The 19155-nt window shown below is 67.5% G+C and carries 19 protein-coding genes; 15 read left to right on the top strand and 4 right to left on the bottom strand.

Annotation, left to right across the window (positions count from 1 at the left end):
* Positions 1 to 58 precede the first annotated feature (58 nt).
* The 5 genes from QRN13_RS10770 to lpxK are packed head-to-tail and all read left to right on the top strand — an operon-like array spanning position 59 to position 5437.
* Positions 59 to 580 (top strand): COG3650 family protein, encoded by a 522-nt coding sequence (locus QRN13_RS10770; RefSeq protein ID WP_284877912.1) that lies wholly within the window; start codon positions 59 to 61, stop codon positions 578 to 580.
* 31 nt (positions 581 to 611) lie between these two features.
* Positions 612 to 2441 (top strand): ABC transporter ATP-binding protein, encoded by a 1830-nt coding sequence (locus QRN13_RS10765; protein WP_284877911.1) that lies wholly within the window; start codon positions 612 to 614, stop codon positions 2439 to 2441.
* Entirely contained in the window at positions 2438 to 3121 is a 684-nt protein-coding gene (locus QRN13_RS10760; RefSeq protein ID WP_284877910.1) for a lysophospholipid acyltransferase family protein, read from the top strand. Before QRN13_RS10765 ends, QRN13_RS10760 begins: the two co-directional genes overlap by 4 nt.
* A gap of 10 nt (positions 3122 to 3131) precedes the next feature.
* Positions 3132 to 4424 carry a 3-deoxy-D-manno-octulosonic acid transferase gene (locus QRN13_RS10755; protein ID WP_284877909.1) on the top strand — a complete coding sequence of 431 codons (1293 nt, stop codon included), beginning with the start codon at positions 3132 to 3134 and terminating at the stop codon, positions 4422 to 4424.
* Complete coding sequence (gene lpxK / locus QRN13_RS10750) at positions 4421 to 5437, top strand: tetraacyldisaccharide 4'-kinase (protein WP_284878071.1); 1017 nt, start codon at positions 4421 to 4423, stop codon at positions 5435 to 5437. Before QRN13_RS10755 ends, lpxK begins: the two co-directional genes overlap by 4 nt.
* On the opposite strand, the gene QRN13_RS10745 is transcribed toward lpxK, so the two are convergent.
* Positions 5422 to 6747 (bottom strand): metal-dependent hydrolase family protein, encoded by a 1326-nt coding sequence (locus QRN13_RS10745; protein ID WP_284877908.1) that lies wholly within the window; start codon positions 6745 to 6747, stop codon positions 5422 to 5424. The genes lpxK and QRN13_RS10745 overlap by 16 nt on opposite strands.
* A 156-nt stretch (positions 6748 to 6903) precedes the next feature.
* Between QRN13_RS10745 and QRN13_RS10740 the strand changes: the two genes are divergently transcribed.
* Positions 6904 to 7554 (top strand): murein L,D-transpeptidase catalytic domain family protein, encoded by a 651-nt coding sequence (locus QRN13_RS10740; protein WP_235551230.1) that lies wholly within the window; start codon positions 6904 to 6906, stop codon positions 7552 to 7554.
* 82 nt (positions 7555 to 7636) lie between these two features.
* Positions 7637 to 8575, top strand: a complete 939-nt coding sequence (locus QRN13_RS10735) for a hypothetical protein (protein WP_284877907.1) — start codon at positions 7637 to 7639, stop codon at positions 8573 to 8575.
* A gap of 8 nt (positions 8576 to 8583) precedes the next feature.
* Here QRN13_RS10735 and purD read toward each other — a convergent pair whose 3' ends face one another.
* The 3 genes from purD to QRN13_RS10720 all read right to left on the bottom strand — a co-directional run bounded on the left by purD (position 8584) and on the right by QRN13_RS10720 (position 10541).
* Positions 8584 to 9858, bottom strand: coding sequence for a phosphoribosylamine--glycine ligase (gene purD, locus QRN13_RS10730; RefSeq protein ID WP_284877906.1), 1275 nt, complete (start codon positions 9856 to 9858; stop codon positions 8584 to 8586).
* Between the two features lie 73 nt (positions 9859 to 9931).
* On the bottom strand, positions 9932 to 10363 hold the full coding sequence (locus QRN13_RS10725) for a PRC-barrel domain-containing protein (RefSeq protein WP_284877905.1): 432 nt from the start codon (positions 10361 to 10363) through the stop codon (positions 9932 to 9934).
* Between the two features lie 16 nt (positions 10364 to 10379).
* On the bottom strand, positions 10380 to 10541 hold the full coding sequence (locus QRN13_RS10720; RefSeq protein WP_165115848.1) for a hypothetical protein: 162 nt from the start codon (positions 10539 to 10541) through the stop codon (positions 10380 to 10382).
* 65 nt (positions 10542 to 10606) lie between these two features.
* Between QRN13_RS10720 and xseA the strand changes: the two genes are divergently transcribed.
* From xseA to QRN13_RS10680, 8 genes are all read left to right on the top strand, one after another.
* Positions 10607 to 12202: an exodeoxyribonuclease VII large subunit gene (xseA, locus tag QRN13_RS10715; RefSeq protein ID WP_284877904.1), complete on the top strand. Its 1596-nt coding sequence runs from the start codon at positions 10607 to 10609 to the stop codon at positions 12200 to 12202.
* 64 nt (positions 12203 to 12266) lie between these two features.
* Positions 12267 to 12752, top strand: a complete 486-nt coding sequence (lspA, locus tag QRN13_RS10710; RefSeq protein ID WP_284877903.1) for a signal peptidase II — start codon at positions 12267 to 12269, stop codon at positions 12750 to 12752.
* 169 nt (positions 12753 to 12921) lie between these two features.
* Positions 12922 to 13488 carry a DUF3035 domain-containing protein gene (locus QRN13_RS10705; protein ID WP_055804068.1) on the top strand — a complete coding sequence of 189 codons (567 nt, stop codon included), beginning with the start codon at positions 12922 to 12924 and terminating at the stop codon, positions 13486 to 13488.
* A 74-nt stretch (positions 13489 to 13562) separates the two neighbouring features.
* Positions 13563 to 14006 (top strand): PaaI family thioesterase, encoded by a 444-nt coding sequence (locus tag QRN13_RS10700; RefSeq protein ID WP_284877902.1) that lies wholly within the window; start codon positions 13563 to 13565, stop codon positions 14004 to 14006.
* A 108-nt stretch (positions 14007 to 14114) separates the two neighbouring features.
* The gene (locus QRN13_RS10695; protein ID WP_066552151.1) at positions 14115 to 14801 is read left to right on the top strand and encodes a Tat pathway signal sequence domain protein; all 687 of its coding nucleotides are present in this window, start codon (positions 14115 to 14117) and stop codon (positions 14799 to 14801) included.
* Positions 14801 to 16603: an arginine--tRNA ligase gene (argS, locus tag QRN13_RS10690; RefSeq protein WP_284877901.1), complete on the top strand. Its 1803-nt coding sequence runs from the start codon at positions 14801 to 14803 to the stop codon at positions 16601 to 16603. Before QRN13_RS10695 ends, argS begins: the two co-directional genes overlap by 1 nt.
* Before the next feature lie 36 nt (positions 16604 to 16639).
* Positions 16640 to 17647, top strand: coding sequence for an adenosine deaminase (locus QRN13_RS10685; RefSeq protein WP_284877900.1), 1008 nt, complete (start codon positions 16640 to 16642; stop codon positions 17645 to 17647).
* A 192-nt stretch (positions 17648 to 17839) separates the two neighbouring features.
* Positions 17840 to 19150: a Y-family DNA polymerase gene (locus QRN13_RS10680; protein ID WP_284877899.1), complete on the top strand. Its 1311-nt coding sequence runs from the start codon at positions 17840 to 17842 to the stop codon at positions 19148 to 19150.
* Positions 19151 to 19155 lie beyond the last annotated feature (5 nt).

The raw sequence follows: 19155 nt of genomic DNA, 5'->3' as shown, positions 1-19155 counted from the left end.
GTCATCCGATCTCGATCCTGATGCGTTGGAATGTTCGTCGAGACCGGAGAACACCCCGATGAGAACCCTCGCCGCAACCGTTGTCTTCGCCGCCAGCCTGTGGGCCGGCGCGGCCGCCGCACAAACACCACCGCCCGAAGACCCCGCCCTGATCGCCTATCTGCGCGACCGGGCCAAGAAGGCGCTGGACACCACCCGCTATACGGCCGCGATCACACCGGACGGGGCGATGACCCTGGTGTATCTGACCGGCCCCAATTGGTGCGGCTCGGGCGGATGTCGGCTGCTGGTGCTGGACCGCACCGGCGCGACATATCGCTCGGTCGGCGAGATCAGCGTCGCGCGCGCGCCGATCCGGCTGCTGGAGCGACAGACCCATGGCCGACGGGATCTGGGCGTCTATGTCGCGGGCGGCGGAATCACCGAAGGCTATGAGGTCGCCGTGCCGTTCGACGGGCGTCGATACGCGTCCAATCCGACGGTTCCGCCCGCCGTAAGGATCCAGGAAGCGCCCGGCGAAACCCTGATCCGCGCCGACGAGCCGGGCCGTGCGCTGGAACCTTCGCCGGACAAGCCTTGACTTGAACGGCGGCTCGGACGACCGAGAGCCGATGACCGTCGCCGCCTCCGAAACCATGCCGCTGCGCGCCTTGCTGGCGCGGATTTGGCGCGACTATCTGTCCAAGCACAAGGGATCGCTGATCCTGTCGGTCTTGTGCGCGGCGACGACGGGTCTGCTGACGGCGGCGCTGCTGAAGCTGCTGGAGCCGGCCGTCAACGGTCTGTTCCTTGGCGGGACCAGGCCGATCAGCCTGTTCGGCCTGGTGACCTTTCCGGCGGACAAAGCCGTCGTCTGGATCCCGGTCGCCATCCTGACCGTCGCCATTGCGCGGACCCTGGCGGCGCTGGGTCAGGCGGCTCTGGTTAACCGGCTGGGCCACACCATCGTCGGCGACATCCAGATTCGCCTGTTCGGGGCCATGATCCGCGCCGATCTGGCGCGCTTACGCAGCCAGCACTCGGGCGGCTTCGTCTCGTCGGTGCTGTTCGACGCCAATATGGTGCGCGAGGCCTTCACCTCGGGCGTGGTCAACTATACCCAGAACCTGCTGACCCTGATCGCGGTCCTGATCTACATGGGGTTCATCGACTGGCAGCTGACGATCGTCGTGCTGCTGGGTGTGCCGCTGGTGGCGCTGGTGCTGCGCCGGTTCGGGCGCAAGACGCGCAAGGCCGCCGTCGGCGCCATGGCCGAGACCGAGAACCTGTCCACCGCCCTGATGGAGAATCTGGACGGGGTTCGCCTGATCAAGATCGAGAACCGCGAGGCCGCCGAACAGGACCGCGTCGCCGAGGTGGTCGCCCGTCGCCAACGCCACGTCATCAAGGGCGCCAACGCCCGCGCCTTCGCCGGCCCGTCCAGCGATCTGGTCGCCTATATCGTCGTCGCCGCCGTCATGGCCTACGCCGGATGGCGGGCGCAGTCGGGCGACATGACCGTGGGCGGTTTCGCCGCCTTCATCGGCATGCTGCTGGCCGCCGGGCAGGCCCTGCGTCAGGTGACCAACCTGGCCACGGTGATGAGCGAGGGTTTCACCGCCGCGCGCCGCCTGTTCGGCGCCCTGGACATCCAGCCTGAAATTCGCGAGGCGGCCGACGCCGCGCCCCTGGCCGCCGGGCCGGTGGAGGTCGTGCTGGACACTGTGTCCTTCGCCTACGCCGGGACCGATGCGCCGACGCTGGACGGGGTGTCCCTGCGGGTCGCGCCGGGCGAGACGGTGGCGCTGGTCGGGCCGTCGGGCGGCGGCAAGAGCACGATCCTGAGCCTGCTGCCGCGCTTCTACGACGTGACCGGCGGGGCGGTGACGATCAACGGCGCGGACGTGCGGGCGCTTCGCATCCATGACCTGCGCGACCACATCGCCCTGGTGACGCAGGAACCCTTCCTGTTCGACGACACCATCGCCGCCAACATCGCCTATGGCCGGCCGGGCGCGACGCAGGCGCAGATCGAGGACGCCGCGCGGTCCGCCGCCGCCCACGACTTCATCACAGCCTTGCCGCAGGGCTACGACACCCGCGCCGGAGAGGCGGGCCTGCGGCTGTCGGGCGGCCAGCGCCAGCGGATCGCCATCGCCCGCGCCTTCGTCAAGGATGCGCCGATCCTGTTGCTGGACGAGGCGACCAGCGCCCTGGACACCGAGAGCGAGGCCCTGGTGCAGGCGGCGCTGGAGCGGCTGATGCAGGGGCGCGCCACCCTGATGATCGCGCACCGCCTGTCCACCGTCAGAAACGCCGACCGCATCTATGTGATCGAGGCCGGCCGGGTGGTCGAGGAAGGCTCGCACGACACCTTGGTCGCCAGAGGCGGCCTCTATTCGCGCCTGGCCCGCCAGCAGTCGCTGGACGGCGCCGCGCCCACGGTCGAGACTGTCGCGTGAGGCCGCTGCGCATTCCGGCCGTCCAGGCCAGCCTGTCTTTCATCCTGGCGCACTGGATGCAGTTCTGCTTCGCCACCATGCGCTGGACCCACGAAAACCAGGCGGTGGCCGAGGGTGTTTGGGCCCAGGGCGGCGGGGTGCTGTGCGCCTTCTGGCATTCGCGTATCGGCCTGTCGCCGGCGTGCTGGCCGCTGAACCGCGCGCAGCCGGCCAAGGCGTTGATTTCCCTGTCGGCGGACGGTCAGTTCATCGCCAAGGCCGTGGCTCGCCAAGGCTTTCCCGCCATTCGCGGTTCGTCGTCCAACAAGGACAAGGCGGACCGGGACAAGGGCGGATCGCAGGCGCTGCGGGCGGGCCTGCGTCAGTTGAAGATCGGCGCCCTGGCCATCACGCCGGACGGTCCGCGCGGCCCGGCGCGCCAGATGGCCGAGGGTCTGCCGATGATGGCCAATATCTCAAAGGCGCCGACGCTGTTCATCGGCATGTCGTGCAATCCGGCCATCCGGCTGAACAGCTGGGACCGCGCGATCCTGCCTCTGCCCTTCGCCAAAGGCGCCATCGTCTGGGACATCGCCGATTATCCGACCGGCGACGACCTGGATCACGTCCGCCAGGACTGGGCCGCGCGGCTGAACGCCGTCGAGGCGCGAGCCGATGCGATCACGGGCCTGAAACCGTGAGGCTGCAGCCGTGACGCCGCTGCCGCTGATCGCCTATCGGCTGGCGACGCGCGCGCTGGAGCCGCTGGCCCCGCGCCTGCTGGATGGGCGCGCCAGGCGGGGCAAGGAAGACCCGGTGCGGGTGGACGAGCGGATGGGCTTCACCCGCACCGCGCGCCCCGCGGGCGATCTGGTCTGGCTGCACGGCGTCAGTGTCGGCGAGAGCCTGTCGCTGCTGCCCGTGGTCGAGCGGCTGACGAAGGCGCGTCCCGACCTGACCGTTCTGGTCACCTCCAGCACCGTGACCTCGGCGCATATTCTGGCCGAACGGCTGCCGACAGGCGTGATCCACCAATATGCGCCGGTCGATGCGCCGGGCGTGGTCGAGCGGTTCCTGGACCATTGGCGGCCAGCCCTTGCGGTCTTCGTCGAAAGCGAACTGTGGCCGAACCTGCTGCTTGAGGCGAAACGGCGAGGGGTGAAACTGGCCCTGGTCAGCGCGCGCATCACCGAGAAGACGGTCGAGGGCTGGGCGCGGTTTCCGGCCTCGGCGCGGGCGCTGACCGGCGCCTTTGATCTGGTCCTGCCGCAGGATGCGGTTTCGGCCCAACGGCTGGAGGGCATGGGCGCGCGGATCGACGGGCTAGTGAACCTGAAACTGTCGGGAGAGGCCCTACCGCACGATCCCGCCGCCTTCAGCCGTCTAAGCGCCGCCATCGGCGACCGGCCGGTGATCGTCGCCGCCAGCACCCATGAGGGCGAAGAGATCGCCATCGTGCGCGCGCTGGACCATTTGAGCGAGCGTGTCTGCCTGATCCTGACGCCACGCCATCCCGAGCGGGGGGCGCACATCGCCCAGGCCCTGCAACGCGACGGCTACGCCTTCGCCATGCGTTCGCGCGGCGAGACGATCGGGCCGGACACCGACATCTATCTGGCCGACACCCTGAACGAAATGGGCCTGTTCCTGCGCCTCGCCGACGTGGTGGTCATGGGCGGCTCATTCGCGCCCGCCATCGGCCTGCCGCCGGTCGGCGGGCATAATCCGCTGGAGCCGGCGCGGCTGGGCAAGCCGACGATCACGGGACCAGATGCATCCAACTGGGCGCCGGTCACGGCGGCCCTGGTCGAGGCGGGAGGCCTGGCCCTGGTTCAGGCGCCCTCCGACCTACCCGGCGTGATCGAGCCCCTGCTGGAAGACCTGAACGCGGCCAGGGCCATGGGCGAACGCGGACGCCGCGCGGCGGTCGAGGCTGGAGGCGGGCTGGAGCGACTGTGGGCGCTGCTGTCGCCGCTGATGCCGCAGAGGCAGGGCCGGCGATGAAGCTGAACACGCCGCGCTGGTGGTATGTGCGCGACAGCAACCACGCCCGGATGACGCGCACGGCGTTGAAACCGCTGGGCTGGATCTGGGCCGCCGTGACCGCGCGTCGGATCGCCCGGACCGCGCCGTTCGATCCCGGCTGTGCGGTGATCTCGGTCGGCAATCTGACGGTGGGCGGATCGGGCAAGACGCCTGTGGCGCGCGAGACGCTGCGGCTGCTGCGGGCGGTGGGCGTCGAGGCGCAAGGCTTGTCGCGCGGCTACGGGGGGCGGCTGGAAGGGCCGGTTCGGGTCGATCCTCAAATCCATACGGCCGACGATGTCGGGGACGAGCCGCTGATGCTGGCGCAGGGGTCGCCGGTCTGGATCGCGCGCGATCGCGTCGCGGGCGCCAAGGCCGCCGTCGCGGAGGGCGCGCAGGCTTTGGTGCTGGACGACGGCCATCAGAACCCGGCCCTGAAAAAAACCGTCAGCCTGATCGTCGTTGACGGCGAGACGCGCGGCGACGAATGGCCGTTCGGGGACGGATCGGTCTTTCCCTCAGGCCCGATGCGCGAGCCGTTGAAGGCCGGGCTGGCGCGCGCCGACGCCGTGGTGGTCATGCTGCCGACCGATGTTGAGGACGCCGATCCCGAACTGCTGGCGGTGTTCGGCGCCCTGCCCGTCTTTGTCGCGCGCCTGACGCCAGAGGGGCCGCCGCCGTCGGGGCCTCAGGTCGGGTTCGCCGGCATCGCCAAGCCGTGGAAGGTCGAACGGTCGCTTAAGGCGGCGGGCTGTGACCTGGCGGACTTCGTCCCCTTCCCTGATCATGCGGCCTATAGCGCCGAGACCATGGCGTTCCTGACGGATCGGGCGGCGGTGTTCGACGCCGGGCTGGTGACCACGGAAAAGGACTGGGTCAGGCTGACGCCCGACCAGCGCGCGCATGTCACGGCCTGGCCGGTCGTCGCCAGGTTCGAGGATGTGGCGGCTTTCGCCGCCTTCCTGACCTCCAGGATTCAATCGGCGCGATAGATGACGCCGGACTTCATCACGAACTTCATCCGCTCCAACTCGGTCACGTCCGTCAGCGGATCGCCCGAGACGGCGACGATGTCGGCGGGCATGCCGACGGCGATCTTGCCGGCCTCATTGGCGATGCGCAGGTGTTCGGCGGCGCCGACGGTGGCGGTCTGGATGGCCTCGAGCGGGCTCATGCCGGCGCGGACCAGAAGCGCGAACTCCTGGGCGTTGTCGCCGTGGGCCGAAACGCCCGAGTCGGTGCCGAAGGCGATCCTGACCCCGCCCTCGTGCGCGCGGCGCGCCATGTCCAGCATCTTGGGCCCGGCTTCCAGCGCCTTGGCCGTCTGGGCGGGGGTGAAGAAGTTGTCGGGTCCCGAGGCGATGCGCGCCACAAAATCCCCAGCCAGCAGGGTCGGGATCAGCCAAGCGCCGTTCGACTTGAACAGGCGGATCGACTGATCGTCCAGATAGGTGCCATGTTCGATGGAATCGCCTCCGGCCCGCAGGAAGGCGTTGATGCCGTCCACACCGTGGGCGTGCGCCGTCACCTGGCGGCCCATGCGGTGGGCGCTGCCGACGATGGCGGCCAGTTCGTCGTCGCTGAACTGCTGGTTCAGGCCGGCGGCGGTGTTGGACAGCACGCCGCCGGTGGCCGTGATCTTGATGATGTCGGCGCCGGCGCGAACCTGGGTGCGCACGGCCCGCATGCAGTCCTCAGGTCCCGAGCAGATGCTCTCGGACGACAGCAGGTGCATGACGTCCTCGCGATAGCCGTTGATGTCGCCATGCCCGCCGTGGATCGACACCGACGACCCCGCCGCAATGATGCGCGGTCCCGGCACGTCGCCGTTCCGAACGGCGTTTCGCAGGGCGAAGATGGCTTGGTTCGAGGCGCCCAGATCCGCCACCGTCGTAAAGCCGGCCATCAGGGTGCGACGCGCGTAGCGGACGCCGACCATCGCCTGATCCGCATCCGAAAGCGTCACCTCTTCAAGGCGTGCGTTCGGGTTTTGCTGGCTCGTCAAATGGACGTGGCTGTCGATCAGGCCGGGCAGGACAAAGGCTTGGCGAAGGTCCACGACCTTGCCTTGCGACGCATCGCCGACGAAGCCGTCGCGCACTTCAACGAGCTGGTTCCCTCTGATCACGAGAGTTTTATCGCGTTGCACAACGCCGTTCGACGGATCCGCAAGCAACCTTCCGGCTTCAACGAACGTTGTGTTTGGTTGGGTCGAAACGCCTGTGGCAACGGGGGTTTGCTGCGCGTGAGCGCCTAGCGCCGACGCCATCAGCGCCGCCAGCGCGATTCCAAAACGCTTCATCGATCTCTCCCCGCGACGCGTCGGCCGCAAAAATGCCCCACAAGGCTCAGGTTGCCTCGCCCGTAACCAACTGAAACAAACACGCCTCAAGACCAACCGCAACGAGGGCGTCGCATGCGGCTATCGAGACGAGGACTTATTCTGGGTGGATCGGCCATGCTGGCGGGATGCGCCAGCGCGAGCGCTACGGCGCCGCTGACGACGGCTCAGAACGGAACTCCGATCGCCATGCCGCAGGTCGGTCTGCCCACGGTCCAAACCTCCGCCCTGACGCCTCCGCCGCTGGATCCCCGCGGTCACGTTCGCAAGGAACTGATGGAGCGCGCCATGACCGCGCTGGACACCCATCATCACCGCCTGCCGCTGCGTGACCGGATGTATCTGGTCGATTTCCAGAAGTTCTCGGGCGAGGAGCGGCTGTACGAAGTCGACCTGATCGCGGGTGAAGTGAAGGTGCTGCGCACCTGCCACGGTCGGGGATCGGACCCCAGCCACACCGGCTATGCCCAGCGCTTTTCCAACACGCCGGATTCCAACATGTCCTCGATCGGCGCCTATGCGACGGCCGGCGCCAACTGGGGCGCGCAGCAGGGGCCGAACGTGCTGCTCGACGGGCTGGAATACACCAACGACAAGGCGCGCGAGCGGGCCATCATCATCCACGGCGCCGACTACGCCGATCCCGACTTCCTGGCGCGCGAAGGCAAGCTGGGCCGCAGCTACGGCTGTTTCTCGGTCGCACATACCGACCTGCCGGCCTTGCGCGAGCGCATGGGCGAAGGCCGACTGCTGTTCGCGGCGGCCTAAACTGCAACGTCGCCCGCTCGCTCAAGTGGTTTGACGGCCTCGTGAAAGGTGCATAGGGTTTGCTCCTCACAGGAGCACCCCGATGTCTCTCGTCGCCGCTTTGGCCGCTCTGATGCTCATTCAAGAGCCATCAGCGGGTGCGGTCGATCAGCCCACGCGGCTGGAAGACATCGACGTGGTCGGAAGAAGCCTAAGATCGATGATCGATGACTTCGTCGGCGAAGTCGCTGCTCCGAACTCGGGTCGCGGCATCGCACGATGGGATAATGCGGTCTGCGTAGGCGTTGCCAATCTTGAACGAGAGACGGCGCAATACATCGCCGACAGGGTGTCGACAGTAGCGGAAGACATTGGTCTTTCGCCTGGCGCGCCGGGATGTAAACCGAATATATTGGTGATCGCCACTGACCAGCCGTCAGCCTTGGCGACCGAGCTTGTGCAGCGGCGCTCGAGAGCTTTTCGAATGGGTGGGTCCGGTATGGACCGAGGCGGCGCTGCTCTTCGTGCCTTTCAGTCGTCTGACAAACCTGTCCGATGGTGGCAACAGGCAATGCCCGTAGACTCTGAAACGGGGCAGCGCGCGGTACGTATTCCGGGCGAGTGTCGCAACTCTTGTACAAGCGTGAAAGACTTTGCCCCTACAATCAGCGTTTTTTCCGCATCGCGCATTTCGTCTCAAATCGTGGACAATATTTTCCGAACGATTGTAGTAGTCGATGTCAATCAAACAATGAATGTCTCCGGTCAGCAGTTGGCTGACTACATAGCCATGATTTCGTTTGCTCAGATTGATCCTGACGCTAATACGCGACCTTACGTGTCTGTGCTTAATGTCTTCGACACGCCAGACATAGCTGAAGGCCTGACCGATTGGGACGTGGCTTATCTAAAAGGCTTGTATGACGCCGAAAGAACGCGCCAAAACGGTAGAGCGGGAAAGACAGAAATCGCGGCATCAATAGAGCGCACCCACGAGAGATTGCGTTCAACAAGCGATGCGGACGAAGCGCCTCCTCCCTGATTTCGGCTTCAACCCCGGTCCAGCGCCCGCCAGCCGATGTCGGAGCGGTTGAAACCGCCCGGCCAGTCGATCTTGCGGATGGCGGCATAGGCGCGTTCGCGGGCTTGGGCGATGTCGTCGCCCTCGGCGCAGACGTTCAGGACGCGCCCGCCCGAAGCGGCCAGCAAGCCGTCGTCGCGGCGCTTGGTCCCGGCATGGAAGACCTGGACATGAGGGCCGAAGTCCTGGTCGGCGCCGCGGATGATCGAGCCTTCCAGCGGGCTGTCGGGATAGCCCTTGGCCGCCATGACCACGCAGATCACCGTCTGAGGCTTGAAGGCGGGCGAGGCCAGTCCTGAGACGTCGCCGCGCGCGCAGCCCAGCAGATAGGGCACGATGTCGCCCGCCATCCGCATCATCAGCACCTGGCATTCCGGGTCGCCGAAACGGGCGTTGAACTCGACCACCTTGGGGCCGTCCTCGGTCGCTATCAGGCCGGCGTAGAGGACGCCGCGATAGGGCGCGCCCTCTTCGGCCATCTTACGGATCGTCGGCTGGACGATCAGCGCGTCGGCCTGCTGCACCAGCTCGGGCGTGAAGACGGGCGCGGGCGAGTAGGCGCCCATGCCGCCGGTGTTGGGGCCAAGGTCGCCGTCGAAGGCGCGCTTGTGGTCCTGGGCGCCGCCGAACAGCAGGGCGCGGCGACCGTCGCACAGGGCGAACAGCGAGCCTTCCTCGCCGTCCATGAACTCCTCGATCACGACGCGGGCGCCGGCCGCGCCGAACCGGCCGCCCAGCATCCGTTCAATTTCGGCCTCGGCGTCGGGGCGGTCGGGGCTGATGGCCACGCCCTTGCCGGCGGCCAGGCCATCGGCCTTGATGACATAGGGCGGCCGGAACACGTCCAGCGCCGCCTTGGCGTCCTTGACCGTGTCATAGACGCCGTAGCCGGCGGTGGGGATTTCGTGCCGTTCAAGGAAGCCCTTCGAAAAGGCCTTCGAGGTTTCCAGCTGCGCCGCCTTGGCGGTCGGCCCGAAGCAGGGAATGCCGGCCGAGGCGAGACGGTCGGCGAGACCAGCGGCCAGCGCTACCTCTGGACCAACAACGACCAGATCGGCCTTGATCTCTCTGGCCAAGGCGGCCAGGCCTTCGGCGTCGTCCGCCTTGACGACGCGCAGCTCGCACAGCTTCTCGATGCCAGGGTTGCCCGGTGCGGCGACCAGGCGCGTGACCAGCGGAGACTGGGCGATCTTCCAGGCCAGGGCGTGTTCGCGGCCGCCCGATCCGACGAGAAGAATGTTCATGAGATCGGGCAATGACCGGCCGGCGCCGGCCGGTCAAGCGCCCGTCAGACTTAACGCCGCATTCAGCGTCCAATCAGCGAACGGGCGGGGTCCAGGCCGGCAGGGCCTGAAGCTGACCGGGCGTCAGATCGGTGACCAGATCCCGGTCGCCGTTGCGGTCGATCGGAGACACATCCGCGACCGGAACCCGCACCTTCATGTCGCCAGGCCCGTTCAGCTCGATCACCAGATGGGTCAGGGCGCCCGAAGCGTCCAGCACCAGGGTTTCGACATCGCCCAGATCGACGTTGTCACGCGAATACAGGTCCGCATCCTCCAGCTGATCGCGGGTCATGTTGAAGGCCAGGGCGGCGTTCGAGGCGGCGGCATCGGCCTGCTGGTCCGGCAAGGCCACGGGCGGCGCGCCCGGCGCAGGGGCCTGGACCACATCGTCGTCGCGATCCGAGCAGGCGACGACGCCGCCGGTCATGCAAAGAACGGCGGCGAGCGGGACGAAGCGGTTCATACGGCCTCCTTGGGCATTAGAGCAGCGCCGAGACGACATAGACGCCCAGCCCCAGCAGAATGATGCAGCCGATGATCAGCCACGGGCTCATGGCCCCGCCGCCCCCGGCGCGGCGCGACAGATCGCGCTCATGTGGGTCGCGGTCAGAAGGATCGGTTCCGGGCGGGTCGGCGGCCATGAAAGTCGAACGACAGGGCGCGCGCAGCGTTCCCGGACGGATCGACGCAGGCTAGGGTGGGTCCCATGAGCGACGACTCCTACGTATTCGAAGGCCCGGCCGAGGTCCCCGCCCCGCGCGACAACAATCCGCCCCTGTCGATCTCGGAACTGTCGTTCGCGCTGAAGCGCACGCTGGAAGACCGGTTCGGCCACGTGCGGCTGCGCGGCGAGGTCTCCAAGGTCAACCGCCACGCCTCGGGCCACATCTATCTGACGCTGAAGGATGACAAGTCGGCCATCGACGGCGTGGTGTGGAAGGGGTCGGTGCGCGGCCTGGGCGTCCAGCCCGAGGCCGGGCTTGAGGTCATCGTCACCGGCAAGATCACCTCCTATCCGGCGCGGTCGTCCTATCAGATCGTGATCGAGAGCATGGAGGCGGCCGGCGCCGGCGCCTTGCTGGCCCAGTTGGAGCGGCTGAAGATCCGCCTGCGTGAGGAAGGGCTGTTCGAGCCGGGTCGCAAGAAGCCCCTGCCCGCCTTTCCCGCGACCATTGGCGTGATCACCAGCCCGACCGGCGCGGTGATCCGCGACGTGCTGCACCGGATTGCCGAACGCTGGCCCTGTCGCGTCATGGTCTGGCCTGTGGTCGTTCAGGGCGATTCGGCCTGCGGGCAGGTGTCGAACGCCATTCGCGGCTTTGATGCGATGACCGCCGACGGGCCGATCCCCCGCCCGGACCTGCTGATCGTCGCGCGCGGCGGCGGGTCGGTCGAGGACCTGTGGTGCTTCAACGACGAAGGCCTGGCGCGAACCGTGGCGGCGGCGCGCATTCCGATCATCTCGGCCGTGGGGCACGAGACCGACACCACCCTGATCGACTTCGTCTCGGATCGCCGGGCGCCGACCCCGACGGGCGCCGCCGAAATGGCGACGCCGGTGCTGGCGGACCTGCGCTACGCCGTCGCGGACATGGACCGGCGCATGGTGCAGGCGGGCGGGCGGCTGATCGAGGATCGACGCACGCGCCTGCGGGCCGTGGCGCGCGGCCTGCCGGCGCGGCCGGAGGACCTGCTGGCTCTGGCGCAGCAAAGGCTGGACCATGTGTCGAGCCGGCTGGGATCGGGCCTGCAACGCAATGTGGCCCTGCACGAGCGGCATCTGGCGGTGACCGGCGGCAAGCTGAGCCCGGCCCTGCTGCGCACGCGGATCGAGCGAGGTCAGGATCGGCTGCGCGGCGCGGGTGACCGCCTGGGTGCCGCGCTTCAGGCCGGCGTGGCGCGCGGCGAACGGCGGCTGTTGCAGGTCTCGGCGCGGCTGTCGCCCGAACCGCTGCATCGGCGGCTGGACCAGCGTCAGGCCCGGCTTGAAGCCGTCGGGGCGCGGCTGGACGGGGTCATGCCGCGCCGACTGGAGCGCGAAAACGATCGCCTGGCGGCGCTGTCGCGCGCGCTGACGACCCTGGACCCCGGCCGTCCCAAACCCGGCTTCGCCCGCGTGGAAGATTCAGACGGCGCCTGGATCACCTCGGCCAAGGCGCTGGAGGCGGGTCAGGCGGTCCGGCTGGTATTCGGCGATGGCGTTCAGCCCGCGACGATCGACGGCGGCGAACCCCGCCCGTCGCCGCCGCGTCCGGCGGTCAAGCCGAAGCCGTCCGCCGCCGATCAGGGCAGCCTGTTCTGACGGCGGCGGATATGATCCGCGTTTTCCGCTTCGCCCCGGCGCCGCTTCCTGCTAACGGCGCCGCATGAAGATCACGCGCCTCGCCGTCACCGCCTATGTGTTCGCCCTCCTGATCATCGTCCTGGATCAGCTGACCAAGGCCTGGATCATCAGCGGCCTGTCGCTGCAGGAAGTCGGTCGCATCCCCGTCTTCCCGCCGATCCTGAACTTTAGTTGGGTCGAGAACACCGGCGTCAGCTTCGGCCTGTTCGGCGGCGGCGAAGCGCGCTGGGGGCTGGCCATCTTCTCCATCGTCGTCTCGGCCGGCCTGGCGTGGTGGGCGACGCAGTCGAACCGTCGCCTGCTGATCACCGCGATCGGCTTCGTCATGGGCGGAGCGCTGGGCAATGTGATCGACCGGATCCGCTTCGGCTATGTGGTCGATTTTATCGACTTCTCGGGCACCGGCGTCTTTCCCTGGGTGTTCAACGTCGCCGACAGCGCCATTACCATCGGCGTCGTGCTGCTGATCATCGACAGTCTGGTGTCTGACAAACCCGTGAAAGCCTGACGGCTTTCGACGCTTTCGAGCCTGATTCACGGCCTTGGCGGGATCGCCCCCTCGACCGATCAGGCTCCGAGGTTGGCGCGGCCCACGAAAAGTCGTAATCACCCCGTCTTCACTATGCCGACTGCGCCATCGCGGCGCTTCCTGCATCAGCCGACCAGAGCCTGAAACCATGCGTATCCGCAGTGTCGCCGTCCTGACCCTCGTCGCCTCCTCCGCGCTCGCCGTCTCGGCCTGCGGAAGCATCAAACAGGGCATCGGCCTGACCAAGGTGGTGCCCGACGAGTTCGTCACCGTCTCCACCGCACCGCTCAGCATTCCGCCGGAATACGGCCTGCGTCCGCCCGCGCCCGGCCAGCCGCGCCCGCAGGAACTGGCTCCCGAAAGCGCCGCGCGTCAGATCCTTCTGGGTCAGCGTCAGGCCGTCACCCGCACGCCGGGCGAACAGGTCCTGGTGGCCCAGGCCGGCGGCGAACAGGCCGACCCGCTGGCCCGCTATGTCGTCGATGACGAGTTCGGCGATCTGGCGCACAAGGACGAAAGCTTCGCAAACCGCCTGATGTTCTGGCGCAAGGACGACGCTTCGACACAGGCCCCGACGGTCCGCCAGACCGCCGAAGGCCAGAAGACCATCGACGCCTCGACCGAGGCCGCCCGCCTTCAGGCTCTGACCGGCGGCCAGCAGGCCATCACGATCCAGCCGCGTCGCAGCAGCGGCTTCAAACTGCCGGGCCTGTAAGGACCGATACGACGGGCGCTTGCCACGGCAGCGTCCGTCCTTATTGTAAACGGACCTGATCAGGAGCCGTTTGCATGACCGAAACCGCCGATATCGCCGCCCTGTCCGGGATCGACCAACTGCGTCTGGGCATGACGGGCGGCTTCATCGCGCCCATCGCCCGCACCGTCGGCTTCGAACTGACCGAAGTGGAAGAAGGCCGGGTGGTGTTCGAGGCCATCCCCACCACCGCCGTCTATAATCCGCTGGGCACGGTCCATGGCGGCTGGATCGCGACGGTGCTCGACTCGGCCTGCGGCTGCGTCGTCCATTCGACGCTCCGGCCGGGTCAGACCTATACGACGCTGGAACTGAAGACGGTTTTTCACAAGGCGCTGACGGCCGGCACGCCGGTTCGTGCCGAGGGCCGGATCGTTCAGGCCGGTCGCCGCGCGGCCTTCTCGGAGGCCGATCTGCGCGGCCTGGACGGCAAGCTCTATGCGACCGCGACCTCGACCTGCCTGGTGATGGAGCGCTGAGGGCAGCAAGCGTTTGCCGCGCCTCGCTTTAGCCGCTATCAGCGGCGAGCGTTGATGATCGGCCGCCGATCGTCGTGCGCCCTCTCTCGCTGTCGGAAAAATAAGCTGATGCGTCGCGTGTTCACCGCCCTGGCCGCCCTCTCCATCGCGGCCTCCGTCCTGCCCGTCGCCGCCGAGGCCCAGACCTCCCAGCGTCAACGCGAGCGCGGCGGGCAACAGCAGCAGGCCTCGGGTGAAGACGCCGCGCCGTCGCGCGCGCCGCGCATCGCACCCCTGCGTCGCCGCGCCAACGCCGGCCCCTGTCCCTATGTGAAGATCCTCTACGACGCCGCCCGTTACGTCGAACTGGAAGGCGGCCGCGCCGCCGTGGCCAACGTCGGCTACACCGGCGAGATCGAAGGCGTCTCTTCGGACTGCGAATATCGCGAGGCCGATCCGATTCGCGTCGACATGGACGTGCTGTTCAACCTGGGCCGGGGCCCGCAGGCGACGGGCGAGCAGCGCACCTATCGCTACTGGATCGCGGTGACCGAGCGGAACAACGCCATCCTGTCCAAAGAATATTTCGATCTGCCGGTGAACTTCGAGGGCCAGCGCACCGCCTCGGTCACCGAAAAGCGCACCATCGTCATTCCGCGCGCCGGCATCGAGACCAGCGGCAGCAACTTCGAAATCCTGGTCGGTTTCGACGTGACGCCGGAAATGGCCGAGTTCAACCGCTCCGGCAGCCGCTTCCGCGTTAACGCCGGCACCACGCCGGCCACGCCCTCGCCTGCCTCCGCACCGAGCCAATAATGTCTGATCTGAAGACCGTCCTCAGCGAAGCGGTCGCCGCCGCCTTCGCCGCCGAAGGCGTGGACCCGGCCCTGGCCCGCGTCACCCCGTCGGACCGCCCCGATCTGGCCGATTTCCAGTCCAATGGCGCGCTCGCCGCCGCCAAGGCGCTGAAGGCCAATCCACGCGAACTGGCCGGCAAGATCGCCGAGCGCCTAAGCGCCGATGCCCGCTTCGCCTCGGTCGAGGTGGCGGGACCTGGCTTCATCAATCTGAAGCTTTCCGACGCGCTGCTGGCCGAACGCGCGATTGAGGTGGCGAACGACGCAGACCACGCGGGTGCCGCGACTGTGGCCGCACCGCGCCGGGTGGTCATCGACTACGGCGGTCCCAACGTCGCCAAGCCGATGCACGTCGGCCATTTGCGCAGCGCCATCATCGGCGAAAGCCTGAAGCGATTGTTCCGCTTCCGCGGCGACCACGTCACCGGCGACGCCCACTTCGGCGATTGGGGCTTCCAGATGGGCCTGCTGATCGTCGCGTGCGGCGACGAGGGTCTGGCCGAGGCCTTTATGGCCGAAGGTGACGGCCCCTTCCCGACCGAAAGCCCCGTCAGCCTGGCCGACCTGGACCGCCTTTATCCGCAGGCGGCAGGCAAGGCCAAGGAGGATCCGGCCTTCCGCGACCGCGCCCGCAAGGCGACGGCGGAACTCCAGAACGGACGTCCCGGCTATCGCGCGCTGTGGCAGCATTTCGTGGCGGTCAGCCGCGAGGCGCTGAAGCGCGAATACGGCGACCTGTCGGTCGATTTCGACCTGTGGAACGGCGAAAGCGACGCCGATCCGCAGATGCCGGAAATGCTGGCGCACCTGAAAGAGACCGGCCTGCTGGTCGAGGACGACGGCGCCCAGGTGGTTCACGTCGCCAAGCCCGGCGAGACGCGCAAGAAAAAGCTGGCCGACGGCTCGGTGATCGAGGCCCCGTCGCCCCCGCCCCTGCTGGTCATCAGCTCGGAAGGTTCGGCCATGTACGGCACGACCGACCTGGCCACGATCCTGGACCGCAAGAAGGCCCTGTCGCCCGACCTGGCCCTCTACGTCGTCGACGAACGTCAGGCCGAGCATTTCGAACAGGTCTTCCGCGCCGCCTATCTGGCCGGTTACGCCAAGGAGGGCGCGCTGGAGCATCTCGGCTTCGGCACGATGAACGGACAGGACGGCAAGCCTTTCAAAACCCGCGCGGGCGGGGTTCTGAAACTGCGCGACCTGATCGATCAGGCGACCGAAAAGGCGCGCGAGCGCCTGCACGAGGCTAAGCTGGGCGACGACCTGTCGCCGGAAGAGTTCGAGGCCATCGCGCACAAGGTCGCCATCGCGGCACTGAAGTTCGCCGACCTGTCGAACGCGCGCACGACCAGCTACGTCTTTGATCTCGATCGCTTCATGAGCTTCGAGGGCAAGACCGGTCCGTATCTTCTGTATCAGTCGGTGCGCATCAAATCCCTGCTGCGCAAGGGCGCCGAACAGGGACTGACGCCCGGCGCCATCGTCATCGCCGAACCGGCGGAGCGCGATCTGGCCCTGACGCTGGACGCCTTCTCGACCGCCGTGTCGGACGCCTACGACAAGCGGATGCCGCATCTGGTCGCCGAACACGCCTATCGGGTGGCCCAGTCCTTCTCGAAATTCTACGCCGCCTGCCCCGTGCTGATCGCGCCGGACGAAGCGACCAAACGCTCGCGTCTGGCCCTGTCGGCTGCGGCGCTGCGCCAGCTGGAAATCGCGTTGAATCTGCTGGGGATCGACACGCCTGAGCGGATGTAGGGTATAGACGGGGCGACATCCTCCCGGAGATCGCCCATGTCGCTCGACGCCTATATCGCCGGCCTGCCCAAGGCCGAACTGCACCTGCACATCGAGGGCTCGCTGGAGCCCGAGCTGATGTTCGAACTGGCGCAGCGCAATGGCGTGTCCATTCCCTACGACAGCGTCGAGGCGGTCAGGGCGGCCTATGATTTCTCGAACCTGCAGGACTTCCTGGACATCTATTATGCGGGTGCCGCCGTCCTGCTGACGCGGCAGGATTTCGAGGATCTGGCCTTCGCCTATTTCCAGCGCGCGGCGGCGGACAATGTGCGCCACGCCGAAATCTTCTTCGATCCCCAGACCCACACCGACCGGGGCGTGCCGTTCGGCGTGGTGGTCGAGGGGCTGATCGCGGGCATGGACCGGGCCAAGGCGGAGCTGGGCGTGAGCAGCGGCCTGATCCTCAGCTTCCTGCGTCACCTGACCGAAGAAGAGGCGTTTGCTACCTTGGAGATGGCCAAACCCTATCTGCATCACTTCATCGGCGTGGGTCTGGATTCGTCGGAGGTCGGCCATCCGCCGTCCAAGTTCCAGCGCGTCTTCGCTGCGGCGCGTGAGTTGGGCCTGAAACTGTGCGCCCACGCGGGTGAGGAAGGCCCGCCCGCCTATGTCCATGAGGCGCTGGACCTGCTGAACATCGACCGGATGGACCACGGCAATCGTTCCATGGAGGACGAGGCGCTGGTGCAGCGGCTGGCCGCCGAGCAGATGACCCTGACCGTCTGCCCTCTGTCGAACCTGAAGCTGTGCGTGGTCGATGACCTGAAGGACCATCCCGTGCCTGAGATGCTGCGCCGGGGCCTGCACGTCACCCTGAACTCGGACGACCCATCCTATTTCGGGGGATATGTGAACGAGAACTATCGCCAACTGGCGGCGGCCGTCGGCCTGACACGCGATCAGGTGACGCAATTGGCGAAGAACAGCTTCGAGGGGTCGTTCCTGGGCGAGGCGGAGAAGGCGGCGTTCTTGGCGGAGGTCGAGGCCTACGCGCAGGGATGATCCCTCTCCTCTCGTCATTGCGGGGCGTCCGAAGGACGAACCCGGAACCCAGAAGGCTTACATCCGGCCTGCGCTGCATCGTGCAGAGGAAATGCGGCCCTGGGTTCCGGGTCTTCGCTACGCTTCGCCCGGAATGACGAAAGGGAGCGGTCATCGCTTCCAGCCGCCAAATGTTCCTGTTATGTTCCGCGCATGGACCAGGCGGACGCACAGGCTGAAGACAGCGCGAACCTCCGCTGGCTGTTCGTCGATCTGAACGCTTTTTTCGCCAGCGTCGAACAGCAGATGAATCCGGACTGGCGGGGCAAGCCGGTCATCGTTCGGCCGGCGGAGAGCGAATACACCGGCGCCATCGCCGCCAGCTATGAGAGCAAGGCCTGGGGCGTTCACACCGGGATGCGGGTGTCCGAGGCGCGCAAACTGTGCCCTGACCTGATCGTCGCCGAGGCGCGCCCCGACCTCTACGTCAAAATCCATCAGCAGATCATGGCCGAGATCGACCGCCATGTGCCGGTGTGGAAGGTCGGCTCCATCGACGAATGTTCGTGTGAACTGCTGGGTCCGGAACGGCTGGAGGCGAACGCCGTCGCCCTGGCCCGACGGATTCAGGCGGGCATCCTGCAAAACGTCGGCGACTGCCTGCGGTCGTCCGTCGGGCTGGCGCCGTCGCGGTTCCTGGCCAAGACGGCCTGCGGCATGCAGAAGCCTGCCGGGCTGACGGTGCTGCGCGCCAACGAGCTGCCCGGCCCCCTGCTGGACCTGCCGCTGTCGAAATATCCGGGCATCGGCTCGCGCATGCAAATCCGGTTGCAGGCGGCGGGGGTCACCGACACGGCCGGCCTTTGGAACATGAGCGCAAAACAGGCCCGCGCGCTCTGGAACAGCATCGAGGGCGAACGCATCTGGCGGGGCCTGCATGGTCTGGACAGCGAGCCGACGCCGGAAAAACCGCCCGCCTCCATCAGCCACAGCCACGTCCTGGCCCAAGCCATGCGGACACCGGACAAGGCGCGGGCCGTGGCGCGGCGGCTGGTGGTCAAGTGCGGAGCCCGCCTGCGGCGCATGGGCCTGACCGGCGCCAGCTTGACCCTGCATCTGGACATGGGGCCGAAGGCGACGCCCCGAAGCGGTCGACGCGGCTGGGAAACGGCGGCGATGAGTTGTCCCATCGCGCCGACGCAGGACACCTTCGCCCTTCTGGCCGCGCTCGACAGTCTGTGGCGCAAGGTCGAGCCCGAACTGGAGGCGGGACGGCTGAGCTATGTCGGGGTCGGGGTGCACGGCCTGAAAGCCCGCGACGCGTTCGAGACCGACCTGTTCGCCGCCGGCCCGGATCAGGATGGCGAGGCTCCGTCTCTTCGCCTTTCCCAGGCGCTGGATGCGCTGAACCGCCGCTACGGCAAGGATACCGTCAGCATCGGCCCCAAGGCCGGCCTGCCCGACTATATCGGCGCCAAGATCGCCTTCACCCGCATCCCCGAGGCCGAGGATTTCTGGGAGTGAGGCAC

This window comes from Brevundimonas sp. MEB006b, from assembly GCF_030209705.1.
Taxonomy (GTDB): Bacteria; Pseudomonadota; Alphaproteobacteria; order Caulobacterales; family Caulobacteraceae; genus Brevundimonas.
Note: the sequence above shows the minus strand (reverse complement) of the source record. Positions and strands in the feature narration are given on the sequence as shown.